The organism is Aquimarina algicola, assembly GCF_006443095.1.
In the GTDB taxonomy this organism is placed as follows: domain Bacteria; phylum Bacteroidota; class Bacteroidia; order Flavobacteriales; family Flavobacteriaceae; genus Aquimarina; species Aquimarina algicola.
In genome coordinates, this window is record NZ_VFWZ01000004.1 from 178,041 (window position 1) to 197,502 (window position 19,462).

Sequence of the window (19,462 nt, forward strand, 5' to 3'; positions counted from 1 at the left end):
TATTTGTTATCTGTAGCTGGTGAGATCGTGAACCTAGATTCGTAATAAATGGGTTCATATTCGTATTTAGCTTTTAAAAAAGTAAGAAGCGTATTTCTTTTTTGTACACTGTTTTGGGAAGTATTACGCCATAAAAACATATCAGGGATAAGCAAAACTCCTTATCCCTAATATGATTCCAACTATATATAAGTTTATATGCATTACAAACAAGGCCCTCTGGTCGGTAGATTAGCAGAAGTTAAAGCTGAAGTACCTCCATTAAATTCATCACAAGAGAAAACATTATCGGTTGCCCAACCCGAAAGGTCTTGATTAAAAGAACTCGCATTGAAGAACATTCCATCGACAAATAGTAAGCTTGAAACATCCCAACCCGAAATATCTTGGTTAAAAGATATGGCATTGGCAAACATCGAAATTGTAGCGATTACTTTAGAAACATTCCAACCCGAAATATCTTCATTAAATTCGGTAGCACCAGCAAACATATTAGTCATCACTTCTACATTTGAAACATCCCAATTTGAAATACCACCGGTAAAAGAAGAAGCATTATTAAACATACGCTCAAAACTTCCAATTTCACTTACATCTGGTATATCTGTTGCCGTAAAGCCTGTAAGGTTGGTACAATTAATGAAATGCCCAAGACTATTTCCTAATAAAACAGTACCCCATTGAGAAACATTAGTGAGTAGTGAGCTTGAAACGCCGGAACCTTCAAAAAAACTAAATCCTCGTAACGTACCGGTGATGATCACGGTTTTTTTACCGGGAGAGGCATACGTGTGTATGGCATCAGGATCGTCAAAAGAAGTTACTTGTTGTACGGTACCATCTCCCCAATCTACCTGAAAATCATACTCAGTAATGATTTGATTTAGTGGTCTGGCTTCATGAATAGGAAGACGTATGGTAAGGTTACCCGCAGTAAGTTCCCACTCGGTTACAAAGGCATCAGCAGGAATTTCATTTACGTCATTAAGACTGATACTAAATGTTGCCGTATCGGTAAGAGTACCAGAAATAATACTAATCTCTCCCGTAATCGTTGGGTTGGTCTCAAAATCAAATGTCGTAGCATCGGCAACCAATAATTGTCCTTGTTCATTAATTTTCACTGCGCCCATTACTGATTGTGATGTAATTGCAAAGCTTATGGCATCAGTCAAATCGGTTTGATTTACTGTAACAGTACCAATTATAAAATCTGCTTCAGGATTCTCTTCCAAAGTTGCGATAAAATCTTCTATGCTTAATGATGGATTCAACTCTGTAAGATCATTGATGGTGATCGTAAAGGTAGCCGTATCCGTAAGTCCTCCCGAACGTACACGTACTGCTCCTGTTATAGTTGGATTCACTTCAAAATTAAATGCCATAACATCAGCTACTAATAATTGTCCTTGGGCATCAATAGTAACAGCACCTGCTACAGATTGTTCTATAATTTCAAAACTTAAATCGCCGGTAAGATTTTCTTGAGTCACTGTAAAAGTACCGATTACAGTATTAGCCTGTGAATTTTCGTCTATACTTACAGACAAGTTTTCTAAACTAAGTAAATTTTGCAGGGTATCATCATCATTATTACAAGAAATAAATAACAATGTCATCACCAGTGTAATACTAAGGGTAAAAATAGATTTCATGTTTAACATACTTTTTATACTATTATTTTGAATTTTTATCAAAAGTATTTGTTATTGGTTGCTGGTGAGATCATGAACTCAGATTCGTTGTGAGTGGATTTATATTCGTTGTTTCTTTTATTTGTAATACTACCAATATATATATCGGGAACAAGCCTTTTTGACCTATTCCCGATATCACTCTCATCGTATTCTAGCATTATGTTACAATTACTATCTACACGATACGCTTCCTTAAACTTATTTTTGTTTATAAACTCTTCTCAAATTAAAAACATGTTCCTCTAGTGGGTAGATTCTCTGGTGTTAAGGCTGAAGTGCCTCCATTAAAGCTGGTGCACCTAACAACTTTGTCGGTTGCCCAACCCGAAAGATTTTGATTAAAAGAACTGGCATTGTTGAACATTATTTCCATATTCGTTACATTAGAAACGTCCCAACTTGAAAGATCTTGATTAAAAGAAGTTACACCATCAAACATCGCACCCATAATTTTTACATTAGAAACATCCCAGCCTGATATATCTGAGTTAAACGCACTTACAAAACGGAATAAAGCACTCATAGTCTCTACTTTAGAAACATCCCAACTTGAAACATCTCCATTAAAAGAAGTTGATTCTAACATCGCCGCCATAATAGTAACATTAGAAACATCCCAGCCTGAAAGATCCTGATTAAACGTATGTGCATCACGAAATGTTGAACCCATGTTTGTTATATTAGAAACATCCCATTTAGAAACATCTCCATTAAAAGAAGTTGCTTCAAAAAATGATAAAAACAATGATCTTGTATCACTTAAATCTGGGACATCTGTTGCTGTAAACCCTATTAAATTGGTACATCTCATAAAATGTCCGCCAAAATCTCCCATCTTCATAGTTCCCCATTGTGCTACATCGATAATTAAATCTTTTGAATCAGGTACTCTAGAAAAACTAATACCTCGGAAAGTACCTGTAATAATTACAGTTTTTATCCCAGGAGTAGCATACGTATGTGAAGCATCAGGATCATCAAAAGAAGTAACTTCTCGTATCGTACCGTCTCCCCAATCTACTTGAAAATCATATTCTGTAACTGCCGAAGGTTGAGATGAATATAAAGGGAGCTGTATAGTAAGGTTGCTAGATGTTAGCTCCCACTTAGTTACAAAGGCACCAACAGGAAACTCATTTACATCAGTAAGACTTATACTAAAGGTAGCTGTATCGGTAAGAGTACCTGAAGTAACACTAACCTCTCCAGTAAGCATTGGGTTGGTCTCAAAATCAAATGCTGCAGCATCGGCAACCAATAATTGTCCTTGATCATTAACTTTTACTGCTCCCATTACCGACTGTGTTGTAATTTCAAAACGTACAGCATCAGTTAAGTCAGCCTGATTTATTGTAATAGTACCGATCACAAAATCCGTTTCAGGGTTTTCATCTAGCGTTGCAGTAAAATCTTCTATACTCAATGATGGATTCAATTCTGTAATATCATTGATTGTAATCGTAAAAGTAGCTGTATCAGTAAGTCCTCCTGAACGTACACGTACTGTTCCTATTATGGTTGGATTCACTTCAAAATTAAATGCCATAACATCAGCGACCAATAACTGTCCTTGGGCATCAATAGTAACAGCATCTGCTACCGATTGTTCTATAATTTCAAAACTTAAATCACCAGTAAGATTTTCTTGAGTCACTGTAAAAGTACCAATGACAGTATTGGTTTGTGGATTTTCGTCTATACTTACAGGCAAATTTTCTAAACTAAGTAAATACTGTATTGTATCATCATCATTATCACAAGAAATAAATAACAATGTCATGACTAGTGTAATACTAAGGGTAAAAATGGATTTCATGTTTAACATACTTTTTATACTATTATTTTGAATTTTTATCAAAAGTATTTCCTATCTGTAGCTAATGAGACTATGAACCCAGATTCGTCGTAAGTGAATTTATATTCGTTAGGTATTTTATTTGTTGTGCTACCAAAACATATATCGGGAACAAGTCTTTTTGACCTATTCCCGATATCGATCTCATCGTATTCTAGTATTAATGTTATCATTACTATCTACGCGATACGCTCCCTCAAACTTATTTTTGTTTATAAACTCTTCTCAAATTAAAAACATGTTCCTCTAGTTGGCAGATTCTCTGGTGTTAATGCTGAAGTCCCTTCGTTAAACCTATCACATATAGTAACGTTGTCAGTAGGCCAGTTAGATAAATCTTGATTAAATGAACTTGCTCCACTGAACATTGCTTGCATACTTACTACGTTGGAAACATCCCAACCTGATATATCCTGATTAAAAGAAGTAGCATCTCTAAAAGCTGCAGCCATATCCCTTACATTAGAAACATCCCAATTCGATATATCTCCATTAAAAGAAGTTGCAGAGGAAAACATAAAAGCAAATGATGTTATTTTACTTAAATCCGGTGTATCTTTTGCCGTAAAACCTCTCAGATTTATACATCCTGAAAAATGCCCCACAAAATTACCCAACAACATATTTCCCCATTGCGCAACATCAATAATAAAGGCTCTTGAATCTTGATTCAATGTAAAATTAAATCCTTCTAAAGTACCTGTAATGATTATGGTCTTGACTCCCGGGGTAGCATAGGTATGAGTAGCATCAGGGTCATCAAAAGAAGTAACTTCTCGTATCGTACCGTCTCCCCAATCTACTTGAAAATCATAATCTGCATCTATTCCAAGACTTGCATTAAAAATAGGAAGCTGTATGGTAAGGTTACTAGGGGTAAGTTCCCATTTGGTTACAAAAGCTCCTGCAGGAAACTCATTTACATCTGTAACATTCATGCTAAAAGCAGCTGTATCCGTAAGACTACCAGAGGTAACACTAACCTCTCCGGTAATACTCGGATTCGTCTCAAAATCAAATGCTGTAGCATCGGCTACCAATAATTGTCCTTGTGTATTAACCTTCACTGCTCCCATTACTGATTGTGATGTAATTTCAAAACGTACAGCATCTGTCAAATCAGCCTGATTTATTGTAATAGTACCGATCACAAAATCCGTTTCAGGGTTTTCATCTAGCGTTGCAGTAAAATCTTCTATACTCAATGATGGATTCAACTCTGTAATATCATTGATTGTAATCGTAAAGGTAGCTGTATCAGTAAGTCCTCCCGAACGTACCCGTACTGTAACGGTTATACTTGGATTCACTTCAAAATTAAATGCCATAGCATCAGCGACCAATAACTGTCCTTGGGCATCAATAGTAACAGCTCCTGCTACAGATTGTTCTATAATTTCAAAACTTAAATCACCGGTAAGATTTTCTTGAGTCACTGTAAAATTACCAATGACAGTATTGGTTTGTGGATTTTCGTCTATACTTACAGGCAAATTTTCTAAACTAAGTAAATACTGTATTGTATCATCATCATTACTACAGGAAACAAATAATAATGTCATCACTAGTGTAATACTAAGGGTAAAAATTGATTTCATGTTCAAATACTTTTTAAACTATTATTTTGAATTTTCACCAAAAGTATTTCCTATATGTCGCTAATGAGATCATGAACTTAGATTCGTTGAGAATGAACCTATATTCGTTGGAGTTTTATTTGTCAAAAATATTGTGTTGTATGTTTATATCCTATTCCTAATAATTTTATACACGCAAATACAAAGCTAATTAGTATGAGTACTATATCAGATAAACCCAGCCAACCAATAAAATAATATGATCCAAATAAAGAGTGTGCAAAAATATCTGAAAAAGGCTACAGCCCTAAGCTATTACTAATAGCAAATGTTAGCAACCGTTAGTTTATAAATGTAGCTGCACTAACTTTTGGGATTACAATCAAATAGTCAAAACCTTTTACTGTTTTTAATAAGATTTCATCTTCAATCTTAATTTTATTAACCTGTATTTCCTTTACTATTTCCTTTGTATTGAACACATGCCAATCATCCCCTTCTATACTATCAAAAAAACAACCAAAATGTTTTAAGTCCTTACTATTAGGATTTACTTTTTGTGTTTCCATCCCTTTAAAAGGAACCCCTTGCATACCCTCTTTACCTATGATCATAATATGTAAAGATGATTGAAAATTAGCATCCTCTATATTTGAAATTAGGTTCCCAATATCGTATCCACCTAATATACTTTCGGCTTTGTTCATATGGATTGCCCCATATTTGAATAAATTTTTCTTATTCTTTAACAAGTCAATAGTATTTAAAATGTTGTTTTTCATTAACTGAATTCTTAGAGAATGGTCTTGAGAGGTATATATTTTTCGTGACAAGGCTAAATCTTTCAGTATTAGTCTTTCTTCTGAACTTAACTTAAGATTACTAAGTTTTTCTAAATTTTGTTCAAACTCATCTGTAAAAAAATATGGATTCCCCTTTCCATTTGTAAACAGATCGTAATGTTTCTCAGAATTCTTCATAATGTCTGAATATATTTGTTTTGCACCATTATTCTTAGTTATTTCGAGTAACTTTGATGCCATTAACCTATCTGCAGTTAATGCAATTTGATCTGTCCCGATTATGTTTGTTTTTTCTAAAACCAAGTTTTTAAGCAGATTAAATTCTGTAGATAAAGCATAGAAAGAAAAAGTATTACTAAACTCTTTCAAATATTGGGAGGATTGTTCTTCGGGTAAATGATTGATTTTTTGCTCAATTATCTTTGCTGTATAAGGGTCTAACTCGCAGAAAAAATTATCAAATTTTATCTCTGATGTTATTTTTGATACAAATAATGGTATTTCATTAAAAAAATGATCTTCACCTATCAAAACTGAATTGTGTTCTTTTATTTGGGTTATCATCTCTTCCCATCCTTTACCACTAAAATTATGATCTTGATAGTAAAAAGTTGAAGTATTGTTTTTTATTATCTCTGGTAAGGTCGACTGAGCATAAATATCAGATAGCATCAATATCAAAGTAAAAAGTGTACATAATTGTTTCATGTGTGTGTTTTTATTACAAGACGATTGGTCTATCTTTTTGTTACTAATCAATTTTGTTAACGATCTGAATACTTGTTCTTGTTAATAGTACTATCAATAGTAAAACAAGTGAATTGAGAGCTTTTTTTACTATTATTTTGAATTTTTACCAAAAGTACTTCCTATCTGTCGCGAATTAGATCATGAAATCAAATTCGTTGAGAATGAGCCTATATTCATTGGAGTTTACTTTTTATAAATTATGAAACAAGAGTTTTTCCAATATCTTTTAATAAAATTAGTAATAAGAATCCAACACTAAGAGTTATGATAGTAGTATCAGTATATTACCCATGAATCTAATACCCTATTGTAAATAAGATTCCGTAAGCAAAAGATATATTTCAAAACTATGGCTATATACGAGAAGAAATCTCTATTTCTTATTTTTGGGTTTTAAGTATCATCAATAACTTATATTATCAATAGTATAAAACTATAACAAATATATGCAACAAGAGATTTAACAAACATCTCATAGTACTCATAAGGTTTATCTAGATGTTGTACAACAATTATTGGATTGATCCTTTAACTGTTATGATCACATATATGGTTGTTGTCTGTATTTTTATTTTTTTATTAATCGAATCTTAGCTTTTTTATCCCCTGCTCTAATCGATACAAAATAAACTCCGGCTGATTCTTCTAATGAAAGATTCAAAATCTGTGATTGATTATTCGTTGTTTCTGAATAAAGAATTTTTCCGCTTATGTCTGTAATTGAAATTTGTGATGTTTCATATTCATCTCCAAGGTTTACAAAGAACTTCCCTTTGGTGGGATTAGGATACACTAAAAGTTTGTCTCCAAAGTCATTTTCTTCATCTACAACACTTAGAACTTCGACAGTAACACAAGCTGTAGTCTCCACACATCCATTCTCAGTTAATGTTACAGCATAATTACCTGTTGTTGATGGTGTATATGACTTACCTGTTTCTCCAATAATAATAGCATTATCATTATCACAATCAATCCATTGGTAAGATGCAGAATTGTTGTTTGAAGTTATTGTGGTTCCAGAGACTGAAGTTGTTAAGTCAGAAATTTTGTTGATAATAAGATCCAAAGAAACAATAGAGTCACAACCGTTCGCAGCTCCTTCAGGAACTTTGAATGTGGCGGAATTATTGCTTTCGGTATAGGTATTTCCGTCGATCCAGGTATAGGAGTTACACTCTGTTATGGTATCTATTCGTAGTGCAGGAGCGGTGTTGATGGTAAGGTTTAAAGAAGCAATAGAGTCACAACCGTTTGCAGCTCCTCCGATAATTGTGAACATGGCAGAATTATTGCTTTCGGTATAAGTTTTTCCATCAATCCAAGTGTAGGCATTACACTCTGTTATGGTATCTATACCGACAGGGATATTGTTACTTTCGTAAGCTCCTATATCAGGTCCCGAACCATATCTAATCGATCCGATTTGATCTAGGGGCAAAACAAGGCTTCCTCTATCTATTGCCGGACTATCACATTGCAAACCAATAGTAGGCACCGTGCCTCCGTTGTTTTGTATTCCTAATGGATCTAGCAAGGAACTAGTTTCATTTAAATCATTAATACTTCTCAGAATCCTTCGCGTTGACCTATCATTTGATATATTGTAACCACGCGAAATCAATGGTCCACTTGCGCCAAATGACGAAATGTTCACGATGGGATTATCAATGATACTATTAACAATTGTCAAGGAACCTTCTTTGACAATTGTTGAAGTTGAAAAATCTTCATAGTCTTCAATAATAATGGCCGAAGTCCCTGTGTTATGCCCTGCAATCGTTACATTGGTAAATGAAATATCTGAACCTTGAGCCAATATTGCTTGTCCACCGGCATTCCCCTTGTTATTGTAGAGTGTAGAGTTTGAGATATTTAGGTCGCCACCATCTTGAATATATATACCCGCAGCAAAACCAGATACGGTATTGTTGTGCAGCGCAGAATTCTCAATAGTTAATGACGAACCGATACGCCAAATACTTATAGCCGCCCCGTATCCTGCTGAAAGGGTATGAGAATGAATGTTACAATATTTTAGTTTTAAATTGATTCCTAACCCCCTAATTCCGGCACCATATGCTGAGCTCGAGCCATTTCTAATTTCAAGACCTGATATTTCTACTGTATTTATCGTATTTAAAAAATCACGAAAAATAGTGGTGGTATTATTACCATCAATTGCAAGTACATCTGCTCCCGGTCCTTGAATTGTAACATTTTTAGAAATATTTAATGAGTTACTCACCATAATTACTCCTGTTACAGAGAAGTTAATTATGTCACCATTATTAGCATCTAACAATGCTTGCCTTAGTGATCCTGCTCCTCCGTTATTTGTATTAGTAACTGTTATGGTAGCAGCTTGGCTAATAATACTTAAACAAATAGATATTCCTAATAGTAAAGTTTTCTTCATAATTATTTGTTATAAATGTTAGCTGACAATAAAATAAGGGATATATATGCTTTATTTTATATGTATGTTCACAAATCTAGCAGATTTCTAGATTGACTTAAAATTATTAACTTCAATTTGGCTACATACTTCTGTTGTTTTTGTACCGTTATATTCCAATAATACTTGAATACATATTTAATTTACCGCTCTCTAATAAATTGATTGATATAACTATTTAATTTGTTTTCTTATATAAGTAATTGAAGAACTCCACTTGTTTATTACTTGTATAACATTAAAATATGAACAGTCTGCATACTTTCATTTTTTTAAATTAAACATTATTGAACGAAAGTTAAATCAAAGAAGTTCGGTTACCATTTTTAACCTCTTAAAACAAGATAACCAAGTAGGTAACTTATTTTACAATATCAATTCAAATGAAATGATTAATCCAAAACAAAAAACCCGATAATCATATAATTATCAGGTTTTTATCACTATTTGATATATTAAAAAGTCGGGTAGAGAGGATTCGAACCTCCGATCTCTGGTCCCCCAGACCAGCACTTTAACCGGACTAAGCTACTACCCGAAAAAATCAGAGTGCAAATATAATAATCTTGTGATTAAATTAAAGGATTATTATTTTGTTCTAGGATTTTTATCATTTTAAACGATTTGAGCAGATGAAATAATCCAGGAAGAATTACTGTTCCTCCTATGATTAAAGATATCCCTAAAACATTTATAACACTCTCGGGGGCAATATTTTCTACAAGGCTTATACTCCCTTCTTGAGTAATAATAACATCTGGGAAGTGAGATACTAGAGCAGCCAAAAGAATCAAAAACACCTGTAACCCTGCGAAAAACCTACTCCAGATAATATCTCCTTGAGTTATTTTTTTCCATAAGGGTAGCAATAATAAGGCAGATACAGCCACACAAATCATCGCATATGGGCTTTTCAAAAAATCTTTTACAAAGACGATACCTGATAGATATCCATAACTAAAAGTAATTAAACCGATAACAAACACTACAATTGTGGCAATAGCAGCTTTTCTAACATAAATATTTTTCTTACCCTCCTTAGATTCTCCAATAAGTAATACAGAAGACAAAAATGCACATAATGCTGCAAAAAACAGCCCTACCATAATACTAAAGGTATTAAACCAAGGAAGTATAAAGGCTTCATAAAAAGATAGTGTACTTATATCTTCTGTAATATGAATTTTACCACTAATCAGGCCCCCGAATACAATACCTAAAAAAATTGGAGTAATCAAACTTGAGATTTTGAACATACTATCATACAATTTTTGGGTATTATCAATCACCGCATCATAATGTCTAAATACAAATGCGACACCTCGTAACGTTACTCCTAGCAATACTATTGTAATAGGTATGTGTAGATGTACTACCATTATGTTATAGTACACCGGAAAAGCAATCCATAAAATCACAATCAGGATTATAATCCATATATGATTTGCTTCCCACACAGGCCCCATGACTCTATAAACAGTCTTTTTTGTTATCTTTTGATTTTCTTCAGAAGAAAACAATTCAACAATTCCTGCTCCATAATCTGCTCCACCCAAAACCACATACAGGTACAGTGAAAAAATTAAAAAGAATAATACGACATACAACATAGTCTATATATTAGATTGGTTTAATACTTTAATTTGTCTTAGCATAAGCCAAGTTACTGCTATAGATAGTACCGTATATACTGCTATATAAGTATAAAAACTGAAAACAATTCCAGGCATAGGAGTAACTGCATCTTTAGTTCTCATGATTTTATGAATGATCCATGGTTGTCTTCCTACTTCTGTAACGATCCAACCTGCTTCTAGAGCAATAAATCCGAGTGGTGCCATTAATACAAATAATAGCCAAAACTTATTATTAGACAACCACCTTTTTCGTTTAAGCGAGATAAAATACAAAACTCCTACTGCTAATAATAGTGTACCAATACCCACCATAGTTTGAAAAGCATAATGGACCATAGGTACATTGGGTTGTTCATCTTCGGGAAAATCGTTTAAGCCTTTAACTTCAGCATCAAAATCTGAAAATGCCAAAAATGATAACATTCCCGGAAATTCTATCTTATACTTAACTTCTTTAGTTTCGTTATTTACAATTCCTCCAATAAATAAAGGTGCTCCTTTTTCAGTGTCATAATGTGCTTCCATAGCCGCTAATTTAACAGGCTGCCTTTTTGCTATATCTTTGGCTGAGAGATCACCACTTATCGGTTGTAAGATAGCGGCTATAGCACCAAATGTAATTGCTATTTTAAATGCTTTGGTATGTAACTCTATTTTTCGTTTACGATATACTTGATATGCATGAATACCTGCTACAGCAAAACCCGTTGCAGTAAAAGCTGCTAATGTCATGTGTAATGCCTGAGTAAACCATGCCGGATTTAACATCGCCTGTACAGGATCAACATTTAAGAATTCACCATTTATATAATCAAAACCACTTGGGGCATTCATCCATCCATTTGCTGCGACAACTAATATACCAGACATTACTCCTGATATCCCTATAATAACTCCTGTAAACCAATGAAATTTCTCAGGTAATTTATTCCAACCATATAAATAAAACCCTAATGCAACTGCCTCTACAAAAAAGGCAGCTCCTTCGAGAGAAAAAGGCATTCCTATTATCGGGCCTGCATGTTTCATAAATTCTGGCCACAGTAATCCTAACTCAAAAGAAAGTGCAGTTCCGGACACTGCTCCTGTAACAAAAAAAATCGCGACACCTTTTTGCCACGATTTAGTTAAAGTCAAATAAACTTGCTCTCGTGTTTTTAGCCATTTATAATGGGATACGACCATAAAAAAGGGCATCACCATGCCTATACACGCAAATACAATATGAAAAATTAATGTAAATGCCATTTGAAGCCTTGCTGCATCTATGTTTTCTATCATACTCTTTTTTGTTATAAAGGTATTTTACTAACTTGATAATGTCAGTAACTTACGTTACAATTCTATAAAAAAAACGAAATTCCCCAGGATTATTTTTTACTGTATAAAGATACGGTACAAAGCTGATTTTATAAAGGGATTTACAATGAATTATTACTAAAAAAACTTAGGAAAAAAACGACCTACTTTCTTTTTATATTCTGAGTACTCAGAATACATATTTGCAAGGAGCTTTTCTTCATATATACTCTTATAATAAAACAAAATCGTTAATGCTATAGATATTAAAATTTTATATAAAGAACATGTATATATAGCATATGAATAGATTATTAGCAAAATACCTGTATAAATTGGATGTCTAGATATTTTATAAAATTTATTTTGTATCAATTTTCCTTTTTGATTTGGTTCGGGAAAAGGCGTAAGTTGATTTCTCAATTGTATTATTGCCCCAATTACAATAATAAAACCAAATGACAATGTTATTATATATAATTGATTAAGTCTTGGATAACAAAAAATGGTGAAATCATTTACAGGAATAATATAAACTATGAATAAAATAAACTGAAGTAATACATATACTTTACCCTTGTTATTTATTAATTTCATATTATAAAGGTATATAAAAATCAAAAAAGAGAATTTTATTCCTCTTTTTTATCACATAATAAAATGAATTATATATATTTGCAACCCTTAAAAAGATAACCTTTTAATCGGGGTGTAGCGTAGCCCGGTTATCGCGCCGCGTTTGGGACGCGGAGGTCGCAGGTTCGAATCCTGCCACCCCGACAAAATAAGCCGTTTGTTTTCTAATGACTACAAACGGCTTTTTTTATATCTCATGTTGTCGGCAGTTTATTGTATATTTAGATTGGTACCAAAAGATTAATACGAAAGATATACATCTATTCAAAAAATTTATGGTCAGTCAAAATCAATAAAAAGCAACTATATCATCGACTATATGTTAGGTTGCACAAAAGAATGATTTAGTAATACTGAGATTTTATATCAACAAGAAATATAAAATAGATATTTATCAGCTTAAATAGAATTTGCAATCGAACAGCTTCTGACTTAGATGATTTACTATAAAATCATTTCTTCATTGTTTCAATGATTTTCATATACATAAACTACTTTAAAATATCTTCATGAATAAATTGTGGTTACTTCAACTATTGGATAAGAATTTTTCTGACTTGACTTGCAGAGGATGTTTCCAATAATAAAAAATATACTCCCGATTGTAAAATAGACATGTCATACTCAAAAATGTACTCTCCATTTCCTTCTCCTCTTCTAGAATCTATTACAGTATTATTAATCATATTAAACACTTTTAAGTTGATTGGTTGTGGTTTTGATAAATTTACATTTACAGTAAATCTTCCTGTCGGTGTAGGGTTTGGATATACTAAATAATCAATAGTATTTTGGATGTTACTATTAATTTCTTCTCCCTCTTCTCCTTCAATTTCTTTTTCTACAACAATAACAGTCTTTGCAGTCTCTTTTGTACATAATCCTTTTTGAGTCTGTAATATGATCTCATACTCTCCTGGTGCTTCAAAAGTAAGCTCAGCATAATTATCATCTTCATAAATCACTTCCGCCTCATCAGGGAATATCCAATTTATGGCATCTGGTAATGGATCACTATTATCAACTATTACAAACCTTTCTCCTGCAAACACTTGGGTTGAAGCTATAAAATTTGCTGAAATGACTTCGGAGGTAGTATCAACAAAAATACTATCAGACGCTTCACAACCTTTGCTATCTATAATCAAAACATCATAAATTCCTGCTTCACTAACTTCTATAGCAGGTTGATTACTTGTCAATCCATTTGTTGATGTCCACTGATATCTAGCATTAGGATCATTTATTGTTGCATTTAATACAATAGTTTGCTCAAAACATAAAGTAACATCTTCTCCAAGATCTATTATTAGCTCGTCTGGGTTTCCTAGAGTAATATCTCTTCTTGTTTGACATCCTTTCGCATCTGTCACAATAACAGTATAGGTCCCTGCACATACTCCTGTTAAATCTTCTTGGGTAGCACTATTACTCCATTGATATGTGTAAGGAGCTACTCCTCCCTGAATTGTTATATCTATTATTCCATCGCATCCATTATAGCATGTTGGGAGCGTTAGTGATTCTGTAATCGTTAATGGGTCTGGTATATCGATTGTAATCTGTTCCATCACACTACATCCTCTGATATCTGTAACCTCAACACTGTATGTCCCCGCAGTTACATTTTCTAAACCTTCTGTCGTACTACCATCATTCCATTGATACGTAAATGGTGCCGTTCCTCCACTTATTTGGGGCGTTATTGCCCAGTCATCTCCATCTCCACAATTTACATAATCTGCTTCAAAACTTAAACGTAAAACATCTGGTTGTGTCAATACAAATACATCACTAGTAATTTCTGTTCCCAAAGCATCAGAAACCATTACATAGTAATTTCCTCCCGGAATGTCTTCTAGTAAAAATTGATCCAAACCTATCAAAGTATTATCATCTGCATCAAACCATTGATAGTTATACTGTTTTGTTCCACTAAAGGGTTGTCCCCCTTCTACAATAGCACTTAAACTCCCCGAAGAACTTCCAAAACAAGAAATTACATTTACCTCCTGTATATCAACTTGTAAAACCGGAGTCTCGAATAGATCCACATTATCTATTAGCAAAACACATCCATTATCATCTGTAATAGTCAAAGAGTATACCTCATTTCCAACATTATTAAGCACATTTGTAGTTGAAGATTGTAATTCACCGCTAAGGTTTCTCCATGCGTAGGTATAAGGGAGTGATCCACCACCAATAGTAACTGTAATACTCCCATCTCTTGTACTGTCAGAAGATGGTAATACTCTTTCTATTGGTCCATCAACAAATAATGCTGGTGGTTGAGTTATTGTTATCTCTCTTTGGAGCTGACAATGATTTGCATCTGTTACTACTACAGCATAGTTTCCTGCTCTTAAAGAAGATATATCTTCTGTAATTGCTCCATTGCTCCATCTATAAGAATACGGTTCTACTCCTCCGGATACCATAATATCTATATTCCCATTAGCTTCTCCTCTACACATCAAATTATTTACACTTTCTGTGATAGAGAGTTCTTCTGGTTCTGTTACCTCATAAACATAGTCATCTGTGTTACCATTTTCATCTGTAACTACAACTCTATATACACCGGCTCTGACTCTAGTTGTTGTAGGAGTTGTAAAAATTACTTCGGTAGGATTTTCTTGTTCAAACCACTCATAGGTGTAAGAACCAATACCTCCTCTTGTTGTTGTGGTTAAAGGAGTCTGTGTTTCTTCGCCAAAACATTGTATACCTTCTTCTTCTGAGATTGGAATGATTTCGACGATAAGCTGATTTGGTTCTGTTATTTCTTGTGTAATAGCCGTTACACAATTATTAGCATCTTTCACTTCTAAAGTATATATTCCAATCGAAAGATCTTCGATATCTTGTGTAGAAGCTGAGTATGTAACATCTTCTGAATTTATCCAAGAATATGTGTATGGTATTGTGCCTCCTCTAACTTCAACAGATATACTTCCATTTCCGGTTTTAAATCCTGTTAAATTAACTGGATTCACCTCATATATCTCTAAACCAGCGTCTGGTTGCTCTATGACAACGGGGCTACCAAGAGTTGTTGTACACGAATTATCATCGATAACAACAACTTCGTAAGTTCCTGCGGTTATATTTTCTAGATCTTCTGTTGTTGCCAGAAAATCTGGATCCTCTACTTTTGTCCAACGAAATCTATATGGAAGATATGCTCCCGTATCTTCATCAACAGGACCTCCTACCACAGTAATATCAATTGCTCCTGTATCTTCTCCATTGCAAAGAATTTGAGTAGGAGAACTTGAAAGTGTAACTACTAAATCATCTGGTTCACCTAGTTCGATTGTCGCTTCACTACTAACTCCTGTTATATCTGTAGTTACTACTCTATATTGTCCTGACGGAAGATTATCTATGCTATCTTGAGATATATCTATATCTATTAAAGTTGATGTAGCATCTTCTATACGATACCAACGATATTCAAAATCAGAAGGGGTAGATTCTATAGGAAAACCACCCATAACTATTGCTTGAAGCCTTCCCAAACTATCCCCATAACACAAGATAGGATGAACAATTTCAATATTCACTACCATTGGATCTGGTTCTACAACTTGAAAAGTTCTATTTTGGCTACAATCATTGGCATCTGTAATAACTACTGTATAAGCTCCAACTGATAAATTATCAATATCTTTTGTTGTTCTAGTAAAAGTATCATCATCATCTTTTGTCCATGAATAACGATATTCTCCTGTGCCCCCGGTTACTTCTATAACAAAACTACCATTAGTTCCTCCAATTGTAGTTGCAGGAGATACTGCAACAGGATTTATTACAATTTCTTCAGGTTGAATAAGCGTTATAGATTGTGGAGTAGTTATCTCACAATCATTTGCATCTCTCAACCATACTTCATAATCTCCTGATGCTAAATTTTCTAATGTAAAATCGGTAAGGTCGGCTTCAGAAATATACGTTCGTCGGTCATCTATTGAAAATGAATATGGCCTTGTTCCTCCTTGAGGATCAAGAATAATTCTACCATTATTTTGATTGTAACAAGATATATTATCACCTCTTACTATTGATAAATTCAAAACATCTGGCTGAGTAAAAGTTACACTTGCCGTATTAGATGTAAACCTATCTGCTACCCTTACACTATAATTACCTTGTATTACATCACTAAGTGTACTTGATGTTTCACTATCAATTTGTATATCATCTCTAAACCATTGGTATTGGTACCTACCACCAATAGGTAGTCCTCCCGTTACTTCGGCAGAGAGTGTTCCCACGCCACCATAACAAGCAATTGGCGTTGCAACTACTACAGAGACAAGCAATTCATCTGGTTGATTAACTATTATCTCATCTGATCGCATCTCACAATTACTTCCATCCAAAACAATAGCAACGTATCTTCCTGCCAAAAGATTTGAAATAGCTATACCTGTATTGGATATTAATTCTCCGTTTCTTTCCCAATTTATGGTATAACGAGTTGAATTGCCTCCATCAACACCAATTGAAATTGCACCTTCACTCCCATTGAAAACTGTATTATGATCAATTGCCAGAGTTCTAATTCTTATCTGAGTAGGTTGATCAATAGTTAATGCAGGAGTAGATTCACTTGAAATAAAATTGGTTACTATTCTATCTCTAGCTACAAAACGATATCCTGACACTCTACTGGCATTCAATAAAAATATACGGCTGCTTTGCCAATCACTTTCAAGAATAGGTGTTCCGTTCCAAAGTGCATAATCATAAGTACCCGAAGCACCTCCTGTTGCTGTAACTTCCACTCTTGCGACACCTCCAAAACAAGCTATTTGCTCTGTAATTGTTACATCTGTTATCGCAACGGGATTTACTATTTCTGGCAAAGCAACATCCGTAATACAATTATTTGCGTCTGTATACCTAACAATATGTGATCCTACAGGAAGTCTTGATATTTGATATCCATTATTTGTGGCTACATCTGTATATGTTTGTATATTGCTTTCTTCTCCATCTATAAGTACTTGATAACGATAATATGGTATCAATCTATCTGTAAATGGAACACCTCCTCTAATACTTTCTATATTTATTATACCATCTACCCCGGTATTTGATGAAGGAAGACTTATACTGCCGACAGTATGCGCTACCTGTATCGCCCTATCAATGGAAATCGATATGGTTTTTACTCGTATATTATCACTTTCTCGGGCCAGACAATTATTACTATCTCTTACTTGAACCTGATATCTGTTTGGTGATAAACTATTTATTGATAAAGGAAGATCTCTTCTTTGAAAAGTGGTACTCCAACTATTTCCATTATCTAAACTGTAAGAATATGTTCCCGAACCTCCTGAAACATCAGTAATTTCTATACTTCCTGTATTAGTACCATGACACAGTTGATCGTTATTCTTCTCTACTGTAAAATCTACAGGATCCGGTAGCGTGATAGGAAAGCCTCCCGGTATAGGAACTATCAAACATGTTGGAGAATTTGTACTTTGATCGTACCCTCCTATTTCTATTCTGTATCTCCCGTTACCAATTCGATTACGATCTCTATTATACCTATATCGCCATCTTCTACCCACACGTTCAAATGGGCTTGTACTTCCTGATAAAATATTATTTCCTACAGATTGATACTCTCCTTCTCTTAGTTCTTGTAAATTAAGGTACAAGTTTTCATCTGATCGTAAGTTACGATCAAAAAACAATGTGATTTCTGCACTAGAGTCAAAACATACGGGTTGAGTAATAACCGGAAGCCCATCTAATCGAGGTGGTGGTGATAGAAATTGAATCGTAAGAATATCTAAAACACTATCGTCTATAACTGATACTGATCTAAAATAATTTGGACATTTTGATTTAATACTGCCTGTTGAGCAGATCGATCTGTTGGGTATAAATCTGAAGGTAAAAGATTTACTTGGCTCTGACCTTCTTTATTTTCTATTGGTCTCCAAACTGATATCTCTACTGTTCGTGGTGTACTTGCTAATAAATTTTCTAGTTCTCTTACACGCTCTTCTAAAACTCGTCGAGGTTGTGGACAAACATTCATTTCTTCACATTGTGTAAGAGTTCTCATTGCTTCATTCAACCTTCTATTTATAAAAACCCATGTCTGATTAGTAATTCTATCTAGGTTTATATTATCTAAAAACTCCCACTTGTAAGCTGAATTAGGTGATGCAAAACCTGAAGTCGCTATAATTCCTATACCACTATCGGTACATCCGCTATATACTGAGCTTGTAGAAATATCACTATCTTCAAATTGAAGTTCAGGTTTTGGGAGAATATTTATCAATGCAGAACCTCTATTATGACTAGGAAATATTTGCGTTTGTAAGAATCTTCTATTATAACAATCAATAGAAGGAATATCAATACTTATTATATCTTGAGTAGGGTTATTACGGCATCCTCTAAAACCGCTTGTTCTAGGTACACTACGGAATTCTACTCTGGTTACTCTATTGCTTTCATTAAAAACATATTGAGCTTCAAAGTTTTGATTAGAATGCTCTAATTCTGCACTCGAACCAAAAATATACCTAGAGCTTCCGTCAGCAAAAAATAATCGTATAGATTGTAATCCGTGATATCCGCCACAAAGACGAGGACCTTGTCCTATAAAACCTTCTATCGAAATCAAATATTCTCGGTCTTGCGCACTTGTATTGAACACATTCAATACTATTAATACTAGTATAAGTAATATTTTTTTCATAGCGTCTATCT

The 19,462-nt window shown here is 33.9% G+C and carries 10 protein-coding genes and 2 tRNA genes; 1 reads left to right on the plus strand and 11 read right to left on the minus strand.

Going from position 1 to position 19,462, the window contains the following annotated elements; genetic code table 11:
* Positions 1-203 precede the first annotated feature (203 nt).
* From FHK87_RS14520 to FHK87_RS26590, 9 genes are all read right to left on the minus strand, one after another.
* Positions 204-1,655, minus strand: coding sequence for a BspA family leucine-rich repeat surface protein (locus tag FHK87_RS14520; protein WP_226294254.1), 1,452 nt, complete (start codon positions 1,653-1,655; stop codon positions 204-206).
* Positions 1,656-1,923: 268 nt separating this feature from the next.
* Positions 1,924-3,513 (minus strand): BspA family leucine-rich repeat surface protein, encoded by a 1,590-nt coding sequence (locus tag FHK87_RS14525; protein ID WP_226294255.1) that lies wholly within the window; start codon positions 3,511-3,513, stop codon positions 1,924-1,926.
* A gap of 269 nt (positions 3,514-3,782) precedes the next feature.
* On the minus strand, positions 3,783-5,150 hold the full coding sequence (locus tag FHK87_RS14530; RefSeq protein ID WP_140594339.1) for a BspA family leucine-rich repeat surface protein: 1,368 nt from the start codon (positions 5,148-5,150) through the stop codon (positions 3,783-3,785).
* 320 nt (positions 5,151-5,470) lie between these two features.
* A complete protein-coding gene (locus FHK87_RS14535; RefSeq protein WP_140594340.1) occupies positions 5,471-6,640 on the minus strand; it encodes a hypothetical protein in 1,170 nt (389 codons plus the stop codon).
* 610 nt (positions 6,641-7,250) lie between these two features.
* Positions 7,251-9,101 (minus strand): T9SS type A sorting domain-containing protein, encoded by a 1,851-nt coding sequence (locus FHK87_RS14540; RefSeq protein WP_140594341.1) that lies wholly within the window; start codon positions 9,099-9,101, stop codon positions 7,251-7,253.
* Between the two features lie 502 nt (positions 9,102-9,603).
* Positions 9,604-9,678 (minus strand) — tRNA-Pro (locus FHK87_RS14545).
* Positions 9,679-9,712: 34 nt separating this feature from the next.
* Positions 9,713-10,750 carry a cytochrome d ubiquinol oxidase subunit II gene (locus tag FHK87_RS14550; protein WP_140594342.1) on the minus strand — a complete coding sequence of 346 codons (1,038 nt, stop codon included), beginning with the start codon at positions 10,748-10,750 and terminating at the stop codon, positions 9,713-9,715.
* 3 nt (positions 10,751-10,753) lie between these two features.
* The gene (locus FHK87_RS14555) at positions 10,754-12,055 is read right to left on the minus strand and encodes a cytochrome ubiquinol oxidase subunit I (RefSeq protein ID WP_140594703.1); all 1,302 of its coding nucleotides are present in this window, start codon (positions 12,053-12,055) and stop codon (positions 10,754-10,756) included.
* Positions 12,056-12,214: 159 nt separating this feature from the next.
* The gene (locus FHK87_RS26590; RefSeq protein WP_140594343.1) at positions 12,215-12,673 is read right to left on the minus strand and encodes a methyltransferase family protein; all 459 of its coding nucleotides are present in this window, start codon (positions 12,671-12,673) and stop codon (positions 12,215-12,217) included.
* Between the two features lie 108 nt (positions 12,674-12,781).
* Here FHK87_RS26590 and FHK87_RS14565 point away from each other — a divergent pair.
* Positions 12,782-12,856 (plus strand) — tRNA-Pro (locus FHK87_RS14565).
* A gap of 389 nt (positions 12,857-13,245) precedes the next feature.
* On the opposite strand, the gene FHK87_RS14570 is transcribed toward FHK87_RS14565, so the two are convergent.
* Positions 13,246-18,393: a T9SS type A sorting domain-containing protein gene (locus FHK87_RS14570; RefSeq protein ID WP_140594344.1), complete on the minus strand. Its 5,148-nt coding sequence runs from the start codon at positions 18,391-18,393 to the stop codon at positions 13,246-13,248.
* A gap of 149 nt (positions 18,394-18,542) precedes the next feature.
* Complete coding sequence (locus FHK87_RS14575) at positions 18,543-19,451, minus strand: hypothetical protein (protein ID WP_140594345.1); 909 nt, start codon at positions 19,449-19,451, stop codon at positions 18,543-18,545.
* Between the last annotated feature and the right edge of the window lie 11 nt (positions 19,452-19,462).

Bases quoted from the DNA above. Each gene is read 5' to 3' on its own strand.
- FHK87_RS14520 (WP_226294254.1), bottom strand. From the start codon at position 1,655: ATGAAATCTATTTTTACCCTTAGTATTACACTGGTGATGACATTGTTA.
- FHK87_RS14540 (WP_140594341.1), bottom strand. From the start codon at position 9,101: ATGAAGAAAACTTTACTATTAGGAATATCTATTTGTTTAAGTATTATT.
- FHK87_RS14550 (WP_140594342.1), bottom strand. From the start codon at position 10,750: ATGTTGTATGTCGTATTATTCTTTTTAATTTTTTCACTGTACCTGTAT.
- FHK87_RS14525 (WP_226294255.1), bottom strand. From the start codon at position 3,513: ATGAAATCCATTTTTACCCTTAGTATTACACTAGTCATGACATTGTTA.
- FHK87_RS14530 (WP_140594339.1), bottom strand. From the start codon at position 5,150: ATGAAATCAATTTTTACCCTTAGTATTACACTAGTGATGACATTATTA.
- FHK87_RS14535 (WP_140594340.1), bottom strand. From the start codon at position 6,640: ATGAAACAATTATGTACACTTTTTACTTTGATATTGATGCTATCTGAT.
- FHK87_RS14575 (WP_140594345.1), bottom strand. From the start codon at position 19,451: ATGAAAAAAATATTACTTATACTAGTATTAATAGTATTGAATGTGTTC.
- FHK87_RS26590 (WP_140594343.1), bottom strand. From the start codon at position 12,673: ATGAAATTAATAAATAACAAGGGTAAAGTATATGTATTACTTCAGTTT.